Source organism: Clostridia bacterium (genome assembly GCA_012840125.1).
Classification (GTDB): Bacteria; Bacillota; DULZ01; order DULZ01; family DULZ01; genus DULZ01.
The window spans coordinates 1-15,962 of sequence record DULZ01000023.1; the positions used below are offsets into that span (position 1 = coordinate 1).

16 protein-coding genes are annotated in these 15,962 nt (G+C 52.0%); 13 read left to right on the plus strand and 3 right to left on the minus strand.

Features of this window, described 5'->3' with window-relative positions; all coding sequences use genetic code 11:
• The coding region (locus GXX34_02365; GenBank protein HHW06372.1) for a hypothetical protein at positions 1-295 on the plus strand (295 nt) is incomplete at its 5' end.
• Between the two features lie 58 nt (positions 296-353).
• On the opposite strand, the gene GXX34_02370 is transcribed toward GXX34_02365, so the two are convergent.
• Positions 354-773, minus strand: coding sequence for a hypothetical protein (locus GXX34_02370; GenBank protein ID HHW06373.1), 420 nt, complete (start codon positions 771-773; stop codon positions 354-356).
• A gap of 333 nt (positions 774-1,106) precedes the next feature.
• Here GXX34_02370 and GXX34_02375 point away from each other — a divergent pair, with 333 nt between their 5' ends.
• From GXX34_02375 to GXX34_02385, 3 genes are read left to right on the plus strand one after another with little or no spacing between them, the layout of a single operon-like run.
• Entirely contained in the window at positions 1,107-1,601 is a 495-nt protein-coding gene (locus GXX34_02375; protein HHW06374.1) for a 4Fe-4S dicluster domain-containing protein, read from the plus strand.
• A 2-nt stretch (positions 1,602-1,603) separates the two neighbouring features.
• Entirely contained in the window at positions 1,604-3,511 is a 1,908-nt protein-coding gene (cooS, locus tag GXX34_02380) for an anaerobic carbon-monoxide dehydrogenase catalytic subunit (protein HHW06375.1), read from the plus strand.
• 13 nt (positions 3,512-3,524) lie between these two features.
• The gene (locus GXX34_02385) at positions 3,525-4,742 is read left to right on the plus strand and encodes an NAD(P)/FAD-dependent oxidoreductase (protein HHW06376.1); all 1,218 of its coding nucleotides are present in this window, start codon (positions 3,525-3,527) and stop codon (positions 4,740-4,742) included.
• A gap of 51 nt (positions 4,743-4,793) precedes the next feature.
• Here the strand turns inward: GXX34_02385 and GXX34_02390 are convergent, their stop codons facing one another.
• Positions 4,794-6,563: a hypothetical protein gene (locus GXX34_02390; protein HHW06377.1), complete on the minus strand. Its 1,770-nt coding sequence runs from the start codon at positions 6,561-6,563 to the stop codon at positions 4,794-4,796.
• Between the two features lie 330 nt (positions 6,564-6,893).
• On the opposite strand from GXX34_02390, the gene GXX34_02395 reads away from it, so the two are divergent.
• From GXX34_02395 to GXX34_02415, 5 genes are all read left to right on the plus strand, one after another.
• Entirely contained in the window at positions 6,894-7,424 is a 531-nt protein-coding gene (locus GXX34_02395; GenBank protein HHW06378.1) for a peptidylprolyl isomerase, read from the plus strand.
• A 131-nt stretch (positions 7,425-7,555) separates the two neighbouring features.
• Entirely contained in the window at positions 7,556-7,753 is a 198-nt protein-coding gene (locus tag GXX34_02400) for a cold-shock protein (GenBank protein ID HHW06379.1), read from the plus strand.
• A 152-nt stretch (positions 7,754-7,905) separates the two neighbouring features.
• Positions 7,906-10,506 carry a bifunctional diguanylate cyclase/phosphodiesterase gene (locus GXX34_02405; protein HHW06380.1) on the plus strand — a complete coding sequence of 867 codons (2,601 nt, stop codon included), beginning with the start codon at positions 7,906-7,908 and terminating at the stop codon, positions 10,504-10,506.
• Between the two features lie 121 nt (positions 10,507-10,627).
• Entirely contained in the window at positions 10,628-10,984 is a 357-nt protein-coding gene (locus tag GXX34_02410; protein ID HHW06381.1) for an OsmC family protein, read from the plus strand.
• Positions 10,985-11,155: 171 nt separating this feature from the next.
• Positions 11,156-11,614, plus strand: coding sequence for a DUF441 domain-containing protein (locus GXX34_02415; protein ID HHW06382.1), 459 nt, complete (start codon positions 11,156-11,158; stop codon positions 11,612-11,614).
• 272 nt (positions 11,615-11,886) lie between these two features.
• Here GXX34_02415 and GXX34_02420 read toward each other — a convergent pair whose 3' ends face one another.
• Positions 11,887-12,033 (minus strand): hypothetical protein, encoded by a 147-nt coding sequence (locus tag GXX34_02420; GenBank protein HHW06383.1) that lies wholly within the window; start codon positions 12,031-12,033, stop codon positions 11,887-11,889.
• 223 nt (positions 12,034-12,256) lie between these two features.
• On the opposite strand from GXX34_02420, the gene GXX34_02425 reads away from it, so the two are divergent.
• From GXX34_02425 to GXX34_02440, 4 genes are all read left to right on the plus strand, one after another.
• Positions 12,257-13,243, plus strand: coding sequence for a DUF348 domain-containing protein (locus GXX34_02425; GenBank protein HHW06384.1), 987 nt, complete (start codon positions 12,257-12,259; stop codon positions 13,241-13,243).
• Between the two features lie 186 nt (positions 13,244-13,429).
• Positions 13,430-14,359, plus strand: coding sequence for a DUF348 domain-containing protein (locus GXX34_02430; protein HHW06385.1), 930 nt, complete (start codon positions 13,430-13,432; stop codon positions 14,357-14,359).
• Between the two features lie 125 nt (positions 14,360-14,484).
• Positions 14,485-15,363, plus strand: coding sequence for a 16S rRNA (adenine(1518)-N(6)/adenine(1519)-N(6))-dimethyltransferase RsmA (gene rsmA / locus GXX34_02435; GenBank protein ID HHW06386.1), 879 nt, complete (start codon positions 14,485-14,487; stop codon positions 15,361-15,363).
• A 5-nt stretch (positions 15,364-15,368) separates the two neighbouring features.
• Positions 15,369-15,842, plus strand: a complete 474-nt coding sequence (locus GXX34_02440; protein HHW06387.1) for a hypothetical protein — start codon at positions 15,369-15,371, stop codon at positions 15,840-15,842.
• The last annotated feature ends 120 nt before the right edge of the window (positions 15,843-15,962 follow it).

Below are 15,962 nucleotides of genomic sequence, written 5' to 3' on the forward strand. Positions count from 1 at the left end.
CAAAGTGTATAACCTGGGCATCAACGTGCCTTCCATGAATTTTATCAACAAGGCCCTGGAGGTCCGGGCCGATATCATCGGGCTGTCCGCTTTTCTTACTTCCACCATTCCCTATCTCAAGGAAGTGCTGGATTACCTGCGGGATATGGGGCTGCGCCGCCGGTTTAAAGTCATCATAGGCGGTTCGGAGACTTCTGCCGAACTGGCCAAAAAGATCGGCGCCGACGGGTGGGCCCCCAACGCGGTGGAAGCGGTGGCCCTTTGCCACCGGCTCCTGGCAGGAAAAGGAGGATAACAAACGGCTCCCCTGGCAGCGGGAGCCGCCAGGGGAGGGGAAGCGGTGACAAATCAAGTTATTTGCCCAGGTCTTCCGTCAGGATTTGGGCGATCTGGGGGCATACCAGGTGTTTCGTAGTGGTGTTTTCTCCGGTGACGAAAGTCGCCACTACATTGGTTTCCGACCCGTAACTGGTCAGGCGGATTTCGCCCTCCGTCAGTGTGATAGTCATGGTGTAACCGGCGATCATCATGATGTACGGTGACTCGTCTTCCTTCGCCTGGTTGAGGGCGGCGACAATTGCTTCCACTTCAGCCGGGCCCAGTTCCCGCACCGGTTCACCGTTTAAATTGGTTAGTTCAACGGAGACCACATCGCCGGGCAAGAGGCCCTCCCCGGAAGAGGGCAGGAAACCCGTCACTCCGCCGGCGCAGCCGGTGAACACCAAGGCAAGGCCGATGAATAAGGCCATCATCATGAGGCTCTTTTTTTGCATGGTAACACTCCTTAATTATAATCTTGTGTAAGAGAAAGCCAAATAACAACCTCCGGAGTGTCTTGGCTTGTTTCGTATCTATTGACGTAAAAGGCAGGAAAAGGTTCCCTCTCCGGGTTAATAGTTTTTCCCATGCAGGCTCGCCGGCAGTTTGTGATCCAAGCCGCCGGTGTTAAGGGGGAAAAGGGGATCCCCCGCTGTCCCGCCGGATTCGCCCCGGCCCGGCGGGCTGAGTGCCTGCAGCCCGGGAAAGAATTGTCTTGTTAATTAAGATAACTTTGTTTTATAATAATTATACAAAAATAGAATTTTTTGAGGTAGGGAGGGGTAGCGGTGAAGGAGATACTGGTGCGGGCGGAAAACTGCCTGGGGTGTAAAAGCTGCGAACTGGCCTGTGCAGTAGCCCATTCCGAAAGCCAGGACCTGTACCGGGCCATCTGGGAAAGTCCCAGGCCCCAAAAGCGGGTCTTTGTGGAAGGCGACGGGGTCTACAACTTCCCCCTGCAATGCCGCCAGTGCGCAGACAGGCCTTGTGTCCATGCTTGCATGGCCGGAGCCATGTATCTGGATGAAGCCACCGGCCTGGTGCAAATGGATCGAACCCGCTGTGTTGGCTGCTGGATGTGTGTAATGGTTTGTCCCTTCGGCGTCATTGCTCAGGGAGCAGATCACCGGGCGGCCAAGTGTGATCGCTGCCGTGACCGCAACTATCAACCCGCATGTGTCGAAGCCTGTCCCACGAAAGCACTTCAGTTTGTGCCTGTTTCCCAGTTTACGCGCAGTGAAAGAAAATCCTACCTCACTCAAATTGCCAAGGGGGTTGTGTAACCATGACCATGGTGCGAACCATTGATCCCGCTGCGGAGGTACTGCTGCAGAAAGCAGGGAAGGACCAAGTAGAAACGGTGTGGGACCGTTACGAGGCTCAACAACCCCAGTGCGGCTTTGGCAGTTTGGGACTGTGCTGCCGTCACTGCTTGCAGGGACCCTGCCGCATCGATCCTTTCGGGGAAGGCCCCAGGGCCGGGATCTGCGGCGCCAATGCCGAGGTGATTATCGCCAGGAACTTGCTCCGCCAGGTGGCGGCGGGAGCGGCTGCCCACGTGGACCACGCCTACGAGGCCGTAGAAGCCCTGGAGATGGCCGCGGAGGGCAAGATCAATTATGAGATTGCCGATGAGAAAAAGCTCCGGTCCGTGGCCCAGGCTTTAGGGCTGGAGACGGAGGGCAAGAGCAAGCAGGAACTGGCTTTGGCAGTGGTGGAAACCGCCTACCGGGATTTTGGCAACCATACCGGGAAACCCATGCAGTGGCTGGTGGGCAATGTGCCGCCGGAGCGACTGGCCCTTTGGGAGAAGCTGGGGATTGTACCCCGTAACCCGGACCGGGAAATACGGGAAGCAATGCACCAGACTACCATGGGTATGGATGCGGACCCGGTGAACCTGCTCCTGGCCACGGCGAAACAAGGGCTGGTGGACGGCTATGCCGGGCTGAAACTGGGAACGGATATTCAGGATATTCTCTTCGGGACCCCCATGCCGGTGGTCACGGAAGCCAATCTAGGCGTGCTGCGGCAGGACAAGGTCAACATCATCGTGCACGGTCACGTACCCCTCCTCTCGGAAAAGATCGTGTACTGGGCCAGGGCTTTGGAGGAAGAAGCCAAAGCCGCCGGCAGTCAAGGCATTCAAGTGGCGGGCATTTGCTGTACAGGCAATGAGGTATTAATGCGCCAGGGTATCCCTGTGGCCACTAATTTCCTGGCCCAGGAACTGGCTATTACCACCGGTGTCGTGGATGTTATCGTGGTGGACGTGCAGTGTATCATGCCGTCTCTGGCTGCGGTGGCCGCTTGCTATCATACGGAACTGGTTACCACGTCCCCCATCGTGAAAATACCGGGAGCCACCTACGTGTCCTTCACCCTGGATAAGGCCGACGAGGCGGCCCAGGCCATCGTGCGGAAGGCCATCGCCAATTTCGCCAAGCGGGATGCCGCCAAGGTTCAGATCCCGGACTGCAAGTCCAAGGTAGTGGCGGGATTCAGCCTGGAAGCCATCCTGGAGGCTCTTGCGAAAGTCAATGGGGAAGATCCCTTGAAACCCCTGGTGGATAACATTGCCAACGGGAATATCCTGGGGGCCGTGGCCACCGTGGGCTGCAACAACGTGAAGGTGACTCATGATTTCATTCATCTCGAACTGGTTAAAGAACTATTGAAAAATAATGTGCTGGTAGTAGCCACCGGCTGTTCCGCCCATGCCCTGGCCAAAGGAGGTTTCCTGAATGGGGAGGCCGCGGAAAAGTATGCCGGCGCCGGCCTCAAAGCAGTCCTCACCGCCGTGGGCGAAGCCGCGGGTCTCGGCGGGCCCCTGCCGCCGGTGCTGCACATGGGGAGCTGCGTGGACAATTCCCGCATCGGCGATCTGGTGACCGCCCTGGCCAAGTACCTGAAAGTAGATACGGCTGCCCTGCCGGTAGCCGCCAGTGCGCCGGAACCCCAGCATGAGAAAGCTTTAAGCATCGGCGTGTGGGCCGTGGCCATGGGTATTACCGTGCATTTGGGTTTAGTGCCGCCGGTATTGGGCAGCAAGCAGGTGGCGGAAATGTTGACCAGTGGACTGGCGGAAGTGGTCGGCGGTAAGTTCTACGTGGAAGCTGACCCGGTGAAAGCGGCGGCCGGTTTAATCGCCGATATCCGCGCCAAGCGAGCCAAACTAGGTCTTCCTGTCTAGGGGGCGTTCCCTCATGAGATACGTGGTGGTAGGCAGCAGTGCCGCCGGGCTGTTCGCCGTGGAGGAAATTCGCCGGCGGGACCCCAAGGGAAAAATCACCGTCCTCACAGCGGATCAGGAACCTTATTACTCCCGTTGTTTGACCACATATTACTTAGCGGGGGATATCCCTTTAGTGAAACTGTTCCTCAGGCCGGATAGTTTCGCCGCCAGGCTCGGCTTGGAGATTGCCTACGGGGCCAAGGTTACGGCAGTGAGACCTGACGAACAAGTGGTGGTGATGGAGGACGGCCGGGAATGGTCTTATGATAAGCTGCTTTTGGCCACGGGGGCGTCCGCCAACCGGCTGGCGGTCCCCGGGGCCGATTTGCCGGAAGTATTCACCCTGCGGCACATGTCCGATGCCAAGGGCATTAATGACCTCATTCCCAACTGCCGGGAAGCCGTCGTGATTGGGGGAGGACTGGTTTCCCTCAAATCAGCTTACGCTCTGTTAAAACGAGGATTGCGGGTGACGGTGGTGGTCTCCTCCAACCGGGTGCTGTCCCAGATGCTGGACGAAGTGTCCGCCGGCATTGTGGCGCGGCACCTGGCCCGCCATGGCATGCAAATCATGCTGGAAACGGACGTGGCAAGTATCAACGGGGAACGGCATGTGGAGGGAGTGACTCTGACTGACGGCCGGGAAATACCGGCCCAGCTGGTGATTATCGGTAAAGGGGTTAGTCCCAATGTGGATTACCTGGCGGGTTCAACCATCACCGTGGGCCGGGGTATCCGGGTGGATGACAGGCTGGCGACGACCGTGCCCCATGTGTATGCCGCCGGGGATGTGGCGGAAACCTGGGATCGGGTGCTTGAGCGGCGCACCGTCAACGCCACCTGGCCCAATGCCACCCACCAGGGCCGGATAGCCGGTGCCAACATGGCCGGCGCCGGGGAACGGTACCTGGGTTCCATGGGTTTAAACTCCGTAGACTTTTTCGGTTTGTCCGTGATGGCCGCCGGGGTGGTCCGCCCGCCGGCCGGTGGGGAGCAAAAAGAGGCAAACTGGCAGGTCAAGGAGCAGTGGAAGCCCGGCACCTCAGGCTATCCTGTTTACCGGCGATTGGTTTTCAAAAACGACATTCTGAAAGGCTGCGTCCTGGTGGGAGATACCAGCAGGGCCGGTATCTTGACCACCCTCATCCGGGAAGGCAAGCCCTTCCGGACCCGGGTGACGGAGCATTAAATGTAGGCAAGCCCCTCCAGTGGTGACGCCGGAGGGGCTCAAAATTTATAGTCAAGGTCTAATCGTTTTGCTCTGCAGCTTTTGTGAAGGTGGCCAGACAAATTGAGTAGGCTCTATGAGAATTTTTAGATCCATTTCATTGTCTGTGTCTTTGCTCAATGCGTCCATGAACTTGTCGTAGACTACTGTGTATTTCATAAATACATCTTGGATCTCGCTAAAACCGTAGTCAGAATTGAGTTCATGCAGCAGTTTGATCAATACTTCATTAACATAACTTAACAGATTTGTCGTTATTCCAGCTATGTTAAGATCGTGAGCCGCTTGATGAACTATTTTATTTCTATACCGATACATTCTTGCCAAATGATGTTCGATATCCCAGCGGTTTTTTCCAATAGCCTGACGGATTGACGCAGAATTGGCCAGCATGAGGCGCAACTTCTCAAGGCGATATTCTATCAACGGGTTTACATTAGGAGCTTCAACAAGTTGCCTAAACAAACCCTCATCTCTGATCAATTCAATAAATTTGTGCAGGCTATTGCGGTTAATGTGGGGTACTAGCTGCGCGGGAATCGTGACAAAAGATCTTTTGGTAATTAAATCAACTGTATCAAGGGTTATTTTTCGAATGTAATTCAGAGCGAGAGTTTTAGGGATAAATGAGATAACAGTATCAATGATTTTGGCTTGCTTCTTTCCTGTCTTGACAACATGCTCCAGAGCTATCCAAAAATTCAAGAACTGATGTTCAATAGTTGCTCCTTCCAATCCAAGTCTAAAGTACCGTAGCGCCCCTTTTAGCTTGTCTTTGGAAGAATGGCTAACATGGGGCGAATTTAATACCCTTAAGAGCTGGTTTTCGTATATGGGTAATTTCATTATGTTGTCTGCCAGGTAGCCACCCAGAGTAGGATTAGTCTGGTATAGTCTACCTTGATTGTCGTACATGACTAGACATTGTTTATCAACATCAATCCTGATGGGCTTTTGCACAACAAACCGGATTAGGTCTAGGACAGTGCCAAATCTTGCATTTCCAGCTATGGCGGCTGAGTAGGGATCGAGAGCTTCAATGTCGGACTGAAAAAATAACCTACCTGAATTTATATACTGTTTAACATATAAGTCAGTTGTTGGAAAATCTACTTGATTGATAATTCTTAGATTTAGCTCCGGAGGAAAGTCTATATTATCAGTATGGAGTTTTAAGTAAATCGTATATGTCGATTTCCGTGGCCTAACCGTTTGAACAAAATTCTTAAACTTTTCTTCAAATGGTTTTTCCTGCGGTTCGATGATTGTGTCTCTGACGGCTTTCTGAAGAAATGCTCTGGCATAACCAGAATTAATCAGCTCTGTGACTAATGTTGCGGTGTACCAGTCTATATTATCGAGGTCATTGCTAGCAATTGCGGTTTTAAGCCCAGTTATGAGCTTATCAAGATAGCTGGTTTCTAAACTCTTTAGGATACCGGAAATAAAAGATTGTAAATTGTATTGTGCAGAGTTTTGGATAGCGTTGATAACGTCCGTTAAGACACTATAAAATGGATAGCTTGGCAGGACTCTGTCAGTCTTGATGAGTTTTGCCGCCTCTTCGCAAATCAACTTTATATTTCTTGAGTCCCATTTGTCCTTTTCAACATAGTCTATTGCTTCGCATAATTCTTGTAATATTGATTTAGAGTTCATGGCTCGAAAACGGTGTGAATCAATCGTAAATTTGTGAACTAATTCCAGCCAGCGAAAAACAAAGAATTGTTGACCTTTACTGTTTAGGCCCTTTTTATTTAGCACTTTAATCGAGATTTTCATAGAAAACCTCCAGTATTAATGTTTGCTAATGGATAACCAAAAGGTATAATATTAACTAGAAAATGTAATAGTAATAAATGATATAGGTAGGAAACTAGATTATGGGCAATGAGTACTTTGTACCACCCGTAATCGATGTTTCCTTTTATTTTTGGTCTGTTTTATCATAATTCCATAAATTCCTACAAATTCCTGCAGCATGGGAAAACATTCCTTTTCCACCAACAAGGTACACTTCTTTAGTAAGACCGCTGTACCGGCATTGAAACGGTGTGTCGTAGGGAGAAGATTTCTTGATATAATAGACCTATCCTATATAGAAGAGAAAGGATGATCAATTTGCGTCACAATCCGGTCGTAACCATTGAAATGGAAAACGGGAATGAGATCAAAGTAGAGCTGTATCCCGAGGTGGCTCCTAACACGGTCCATAATTTCATTTCCCTGGTCAAAAAAGGATTTTATGACGGCGTGATTTTTCACCGGGTGATTCCCGGCTTTGTCATTCAGGGCGGCGATCCGACCGGTACCGGCATGGGCGGTCCCGGATATGCCATTAAAGGGGAGTTTACCGCTAACGGTTTTAAGAACCATTTAAAACACGAACGCGGGGTTATTTCCATGGCCAGAACCATGAACCCCGATTCTGCCGGTTCCCAGTTTTTCATAATGGTAGAGAATGCGCCGCATTTGGACGGCCAATATGCAGCTTTTGGGAAGGTGATTGCCGGCCTGGAGGAAGTGGACCGGATTGTAGCGGTGCCAAGGGACTGGCAGGATAAACCCCTTGAAGAACAGCGGATGAAAAGAGTCACGGTGGAAACCTATGGGGTAGAGTATCCGGAGCCGATTACCGTTTAATAGTTTTTGTCAAAATACGGCAAGATACTTTTTATAATTTGCCTCCTTCCCCTGCGATCCCCTAGCATGGTTTAGCTCCAAATGGACACGCTAGGAACACAAGCTAATATCTTTTGATGGGGGTCATCGAATTGGAAGGCATTGTAAAATGGTTTGACGCGGATAAGGGTTATGGTTTTATTCAAAGCGAGGGTGGCGACGTTTTTGTGCATTATTCCGCCATCCAAGGGGAAGGATTTAAGACACTGCACGAGGGACAGAAGGTGGAGTTCGACATCGTGCAGGGCACCCGGGGGCCGCAGGCCGCCAATGTTAACGTGCTCAGTTAAGAATGAGGAAGCCTTGAGAGGGCATTTTCCGGACCCGGAAGATGCCCTCGTTACATGTTGGACAAAATCGTTATTTTTTTATTCTAAGAATTCAGCCTTTATGTTATTATGGTGATAGTAATGATTGCTGTTTTAGGGGTTTGGCTATGTTAATGGACAAGCTGACCGGAATCATCAGACAAAAGACTAGAAACCTGCGGGGCTTTTTGATTTACGGCGCCGTCGTCGGCACGGTGATAATGCTGGTACTGGTTTATCTCGGGGTATCCGTCGGCTTCCAATGGTATGCCACTAAGCAAGCTTCGGAACGGGTGAAAGAGACTGCGGGAATTACGGCGAATGCCCTGCTCCAGTTGATGGAGCAAGGCTGGCGCCGGGAGGAATTAAGAACCTTCCTTTTAGCAAGCAGTGCGGCCTATCAGGAACAGCATGTTACGGTCACCTATTACTCTAAGGAAGACATTGACAACGACGCTTTTCACCCCGCGGTGCCCAAAGAACAGTTGCGCCGGGATGGCGTGGAACTGATTGAAAGAGAGCAAGTGAGTTTTATCTACCCGCAAGTTGCTGCTGAGGGCTGTGTCCGCTGTCATGGCGATCAAGACCCGGGTGACATCGTCGGGCTCCTGGTGGTGACGGAAGACCTGAGGCCGGTGCTGGAAGTGGTCCGGCGGGATACGATTCTCTACTTGCTTTTCCTGTTCCCGTTTCCCATCCTAGGTGCTGTAGTCATTTCTCGTTTCCTCACCGGGAAAATTGATCATTCACTTAAAGAATTGCAGGCGAGAATTCAAAAGGTCAACCGGACCGATGATTTAAGGATATTGGAAATAAATAACATTGATTTAGCTTTTGATGAAATCAACGTGGTCTATGAAGAACTGAGAGCGTTGGCGGCTAAGCTCAGGAACATTGCCGTGGATAAAGACATTTTGGAGTTTGAAGTAAGGCTTTTGGAAAAGTTCATTATCACCTCGGAAGTGGTCAAGGATTGGAAGGAACATGTAAATAAGTTGATCACGGAGATCAACCAGATTGTCGATGTGCCGGTCATCTTTTCCCTGTTTAAAGTAGATACGGAGGATTTTATCCTGGAAATATTCTGGCTGTCCACCCCGTCGCCAGAGACCAGGGGGCTGGTAGAGGATGTAATTAGGAGCCAGATTAAGAATTCCGAGGTCTTTAACTCCCAACCGCCCGCCGGGGTGCATATTTATCACAATGTGGCGCAGGAACAGGAGCAGTTGGACGAGCTGGATGAAGAAAGCTTCCGTTTTCAAACCAAATCCTTGTTCTTGGATACGCCGCAAATCGGGGGAATTGTGGGGATCGGCGTCAGTTCCAGGCTGGAACCGGGCAGTACCAGAATGCTGGTCATTGAGGGTGTGCTGACGACCCTCCTCAACGTCATTGGTTCGGTGAAAGCCGTTTACAAGTATACCAAGGAGCTGGAGTACTTTGCCACCAGGGATCCCCTGACCAACCTGTATACCCAAAGGGTTTTTTGGGAGCTGCTGGAATACGAGATTGGCCGTGCCACCCGCCGTGGTTATAGATTTGCGGTCATGGTGGTGGACCTGGATGATTTCAAACTGGTGAACGATATTCACGGTCATTTGGCCGGGGATAAATTCCTCCAGGAAGCTTCCCACCGGATTAGGGAATGCTTGCGCAAAGACGATATCCTGGCCAGATACGGGGGTGACGAATACGCCATCATCCTGCCCTATGCGGACCAGGAACAGGCATTTCTTGTGGCCCAGCGGATTAACAGCGTGCTGCAGGAATTCTCCCTGCCCCTGGAAACCGGGCACAAGGCCAAGGCTACGGCATCCATCGGTATTGCCGTTTTCCCCGACCATGCCCAGAAGGCGAAGGATTTGTTCTTGATTGCCGACAACATGATGTACAAAGCTAAAGCTTTAGGAAAAGATCAAATCGGCCTGCCCAGCCACGAAGACGTGCTCAGCATTTTCAAGACTATTGAAGACAAACATACTTTAATTCTCCAGGCGTTGGAAGAAAACAAGGTAAACCCGCACTTCCAGCCGATCAAACATATTGCCACGGGACAAGTGGAAGCCAATGAAGTGTTGATGCGCATCGACTTGCCGGGCCATATCATGACGGCCGGGGATTTCATCGAAACGGCGGAAAGCATGGGCATCATCAGCAAATTAGACTTCCTGCTGATTGATAAAGCCCTGGCCCGGGCTCGCCAGCAGAATTACAAGGGATACTTGTTCTTTAACTTGTCTCCGAAAGCTTTGATTGTCAGTGATTTCCTGCTGGGGATTAGAGGTTTGGTTCACAAATACGGCATCGATCCCCATAAAATAGTTTTTGAAATTACGGAGCGGGACACCGTCAAGAACATGACGATGCTCAGCCGCTTTGTGAATGAACTCAAGCGGGAAGGATTTAAGTTCGCCATCGATGATTTCGGTTCCGGTTTTTCCTCTTTCCAGTATATCAAGAGGCTGCCCATTGACTTTGTAAAGATCGAAGGAGAGTTTATCCGCAACTTGAGCGCTGACGCCGGCATGGACCGGGCTATCGTAATGAGTATTGTCACCTTGGCCAGGGAACTGGGCATTACCACCGTGGCCGAGTTCGTGGAGGATGCCCAGGTGTACCAATTTGTTCAGGAGTTAGGCATCGATTATGCCCAGGGTTTTTACATCGGCCGGCCGTCACCGCAGTTATTTCCTGCGGAACCCGATGCATGGATGTTGGGCCGTGAGGCACACTAAGAGCAGCAAAAGCCTTGCAAAGGAGTTGGTGTAGGTGGCGAAAGAAGTATTCAAAGCCACGGTCAACTGGGATAAACAGGGTGTGGCCTGCACGGCTGAGGCCAGGGGGTTACAGGTGAAAATGGATGAGCCGGAAGCCCTGGGAGGAACTAACACCGGCATGAACCCGGTGGAGCTGCTGTTATCCGCCCTGGGCGGTTGTGTGACCATCAGCCTCTTGACCTTCGCACCCAAATTCGATGTGAAGATTCAGGATTGCCGGGTGGAGTTGGAAGGAGACCTGGATCCCGACGGGTTCCTGGGCAAGAATCCCGCCGCCCGGGTAGGTGTTTCCCATGTTCGTTTCACCATTCACCTTAAAACCGATGCCCCCCGGGAGAAGGTACAGCAGCTGTACGACTACTTTGAAAAGCATTGCCCGGTGGCGGATACACTGAAGGGAGTACCGATTTCCGGAGTCTATAAAATAGATGCTTAGCCGGCGAAGAAAGGAGAGCATTCCTTTGAAGTGGAAATGCTCTCTTTTGTTTGGATCAGGGCGCCGGTGCAGCACCACCTGCGGGCCGGGGCGATATGATGATAATAGTATTTGCCAAGTGATGAACGGTAGTGGTAGGATAGATTAAGAAAGCAGCAGGTGACAAGCAGCATGCAATTGCAGTTTGCCAATTTGATCATTCTGGCTGTACTGGCTGTAGCAGTACTGGGTCACAACCATACGGTAGCCTTGGCCGCCGCTTTGGTGCTGGTGATTAACCTGGCCGGCCTGGGGCAGGTTGTGTTACCCTTCCTCGAAGCCCGGGGTTTGGAAATCGGTATCGTCATTTTGACCGCGGCGATATTGGCGCCCCTGGCTGCCGGGAAAATCGACAGCCAGCAGGTTATATCCACCCTAACCAACGTGCGCACGGTGCTGGCCGTCGGTGTCGGGGTGCTGGTGGCATTCTTGGGTGGTAAGGGCGTCGATTTATTAACCATAGAACCCCAGCTCATTACCGGGGTGGTCTTCGGTACCATTCTCGGCGTGGCCTTCTTCAAAGGAGTACCGGTGGGCCCATTGATTTGCTCCGGCATCCTGTATTACATTTTTAAGCTGTTTAAGATCTAACATAATGAACCTGTTCCGGCTTCTGCCGGCCTTTCCCGGACGGGGAACAGTGCTCGTGGCCCCGGGAAAGGGAAAAAGGACCCCTCCGGTTTCTCTCCACGAACCCGGGGAGCGGTTTCCCACGGGAAATTCCCGGTCCCACGGGGGTCCTGAGGAGCATTGACCAGGTATGGAGCCGGGAAGAATGTCACCCGTCCATTTTACTTGCGACTAATGTGCCCGGCAACAAGGGGTATTTTGCATAGAAAGCCCTAAAAAAGTGAGCCCGGCGGCTAATGGTACAGCTGCCGGGCTTTTTGAATCTTGCGCTCGATATCCGCAATTTTTTCCTTGTGTCCCCCATGGATATTGGTTTTCTGCAGGAGTTTCTGCAGAGCCCTTCCCTGCCTGATATACAATTCCGCCGTGTTCAGCTTCATGTTTTCCTTCCCCCTTTACTGCCTATTATTCCCAGCATAGAAACGTTTAAACCCGGTTTAGTCTATGCATTCCCGCTCCTCAAAATGCTAAGAAGGGGTACTTGTTAACACTTTTTTCCATTAGTTTACCTGGTCTGGGGTGGAAAAGCCGGGCATAGGTATAAAAAACGGAATATTTTGGCATAATCTCAAATGAATTTTCTGAAAAAAGAGGTGTTAACAAGTGTCCGCTTTCATAAAGCGAAAAAAGGCTGTCCGGTTGCTCAGCCTGTGCTCAACATGGGTGCTGCTGGTGCTGGTGATGGCCGCCGTGCTGAGCGGTTTGGCCGGTTCCCTGAAAACCGTTGATATCATCGACGGGGAAGAAAGGAAAAGGATTACCACCCTGGCCTTTACCGTGAACGGGGCCCTGCGCCAGGCAAATATTGCCTATGAACCATATGACCTGGTGACACCCAGCCCGGATCGTCCCTTGCAGCCTGGGATGACCATTGAGGTCACCAGAGCGGAAGACGTGACCGTCATGGCCGACGGGAAGACCTGGACCGTGAAGGTCGCCAAGCCGGAACCTCATAAGGTGCTGCAGAGGGCAGGAGTGCGGCTGGGTACGGGGGACTGGGTTGATGTGGGCTACCGGGATGACGGTTCCAAATATATTAAGGTGACCAGGATTACCGAAGAATTTATTGAAGAAAGGGTGGAAGTGCCTTATGATACTTTCCGGCAGCCCAGCAACCAGCTGGCGGCCGGGCAGCGGCGCGTGCTCCAGCCCGGGCAAAAGGGACTCCTGGTGAACAAGATTAAAGTCGTCAAAGCTGACGGCAGGGAAATCTCCCGGGAAGTGGTGAGCAGCCGTATCCTGGCGGAGCCCAAGACCATGGTGGTGGCCTACGGTATTGGCGGGACACCGGTAACGGCAGCCCGGCACCTGCCCGGAAAAGTAAAAAAAGTCATGACCATGGAGGCCACGGCTTATACCCATACGGGTAACCCCACCGCGACGGGTATTTATCCTTACCGGGGCATCGTAGCGGTAGACCCGAAGGTCATTCCCCTGGGCAGTAAGCTTTATGTGGAAGGCTACGGCTACTGTGAGGCCCAGGACACGGGCGGCGCCATCAAGGGCGACCGGATTGACATATTCTTGGATACCAAGGAAGAATGCTTCCAGTGGGGCAGGCGCCTGGTGCAGGTATATGTGTTAGAATAACTGACAAAAAATAACAAAATATCCCAAAGGGATTCTGTGCCGGGCGGCGAATTAAGAGTCATGCTGACCAACTGCAAAAGAACGACCGCGATAAGCGGCGGAAATGGGAGGTACAGCATGGAAAGCGGGATAAGCAAAGGATCCCAGGAGGGTGATTGTAGCCTTCGATGGAAGAACTTCCTTTGGATGGCTGCCATTCTCCTGGTAGTCAGTTTTGCCATTACCGGCTATGCTTGGGCTAGGAAAGAAGTGCAGTTGGTTGATAACGGCAAGAGCAAAACAGTGACAACTTTCGCCCAAACCGTCGGTCAATTGCTGGCCGATGAAGGCGTAACCCTCGGTGCTGACGACCGGGTGGAACCCTCTTTGGATACAACACTGAAGAAGGGGTTGGAAATCGTCATTACCCGGGCCTTTCCTGTCACGGTGCGGGTGGATAATCAGGTTTTAGAAGTAAACACCATACCTGTCCCGGTCCGGGAGGTGCTCCGCAAGGCTAAAGTCGATCTCCGGCCGGAAGATCAGGTGACACCCGGCCTGGAAGAGCAAGTCCAACCCGGTACCGAGGTTATTGTCACCAGGATTACCACGGAAGAAATCCTGGTAGAGGAAGAGATTCCCTATCATGTAGTGCGGGAGAAAGATCCTACTTTGGAGCGGGGCCAAACTAAGGTGGTCCAAAAAGGGCAAAAGGGTGTGATGCAAAGCATCTACCGCATTACGTATGCGAACGGGGAAGAAATCAATAAAGAGTTGGTCAGCAAAACCATGGTGAAAGCACCTGTGGATGAAAAAGTCCTCATTGGTGATCTGCAGGTCATTTCCCGGGGAGGTGTGGAATACCGTTTCCGCGAGGCGAAGATCGTCGAGGCGACCGCTTATTCCCACACGGGCCAGCGCACCAAGGCGGGCACCTGGCCGCAAAGAGGTACCATCGCCGTGGATCCTAAGGTGATCCCATTAGGCTCCAGGCTCTACGTGGAAGGCTACGGTCCCGGTGTGGCGGAAGATGTGGGCAGTGCCATTAAAGGCAACAAGATCGATGTCTTTGTCGACACGGAAAAGGAAGCCCGGCAATGGGGGCGGCGCAAGGTTAAATTGTATATCCTGCAGTGATCAAGACCGGTTAACCGGTCTTTTTTTAAATTTTTTACAGGAGCGCTTTGTAGCCTGTGGATAATTAGGTTATAATTTAAAAAGGTGTATGATGACATGTGCCGGAGTATCCTGGAGAGAGTTCAATGAAGAATGGGCTAACAACGGAATCCAAACAGCTTTTGCATAAATACGGGCTTCGTCCGAAGAAAAGATTTGGGCAGAATTTCTTAATCGACGAGAGAATTATTGAGGCCATTCTCAAGGCAGCGGAGGTTAGCCCCGATGATACGGTGGTGGAAATCGGCCCGGGGCTCGGCAGCCTAACGGAACACCTGGTGCAGCGGGCCGGTCAGGTGCTGGCCGTTGAAATCGACACCCGGCTGATCCCGCTTTTGCAAGAGAAATTTAGTGCTTTTCCCGGCTTTAAATTGCTGGCCCGGGATATATTAAAAGTAGACCTGGACCAGGCGGTGCAGGAGACATTTGCCCGGGTCAAATATCCTTACAAAATTGTGGCTAACCTGCCTTACTATATCACCACGCCGATTATTATGAAGCTGCTGGAGGAAAGGTACAGCATCGGCACCATGGTGCTGATGGTGCAAAAAGAAGTGGGCGAACGCATGCAGGCCCGGCCGGGCACCAGAGCCTATGGCGCCCTGTCGGTAGCGGTGCAGTATTACACGGAGCCGTCCCTGGTCTGTAAAGTACCCCCCGGTGCCTTCCGGCCGGTGCCGGAAGTGTCCTCCGTGGTGATGAAGCTTGCCGTGCGGCAGGTGCCGGTGGTGACGCCCCAGGATGAACGACTTTTTTTCCAAGTGGTCAGGGCCGCTTTCGCCCAGCGGCGTAAGACCCTACTCAATGCCTTGAGCGGTTTCTTTACTAACCTTTCCAAGGGGGAATTGACACACCTTCTCAAAGAGGCAGGCATTGAACCAACGGTCAGGGGAGAGGAATTAGGCTTAGCTGAATTTGCGCAGATTGCCGATGTCTTAGCAAGAGCTGCCATGGAAAGCAGGTGAAGGACATGCAAACCTTTGTTAGCCCAAGTCGCGGTCCTTTGGATTTTGAAGGCATGTACCAAGACATCCTGGCCTTTGTCGGGGCTCGTCCTTTCGGCGCTTTTAAGCTCATCGTCGGCACGGATTCCCAGGTAAGGGACGAGACCTGTTTTGTCACTGCCATTGTGATCCACCATATCGGTAAAGGGGCGCGCTATTATTATACGAAAAGCTTTCACCGCCGGATGGACAGTTTGCGGCAGCGGATTTTTTACGAAGCTTCCATGAGCCTGGACATTGCCGGTCGACTGGCCGCCCGCCTTTCCGAAGATGGGCTGGAAGGTCTGGATGCGGAGATTCATCTCGATGTGGGACCTAACGGGGAGACCAAGGAGTTAATCCGGGAGATTGTGGGCATGGTTACCGGCAACGGCTTTGAAGCCGTGATCAAGCCGGATTCCACCGGTGCGTCCAAGGTGGCGGATAAGTATACAAAATAAAGAGGAAACAGGCGGTATAATCTCCTTTGCCGGTGGCAATACTGGTAGCAAAAGTCTTACCAGGGGGAGAGAGAATGTCGCGAGACAAGGTGTTGCGGAATATCAACCAGAGAATAGAAA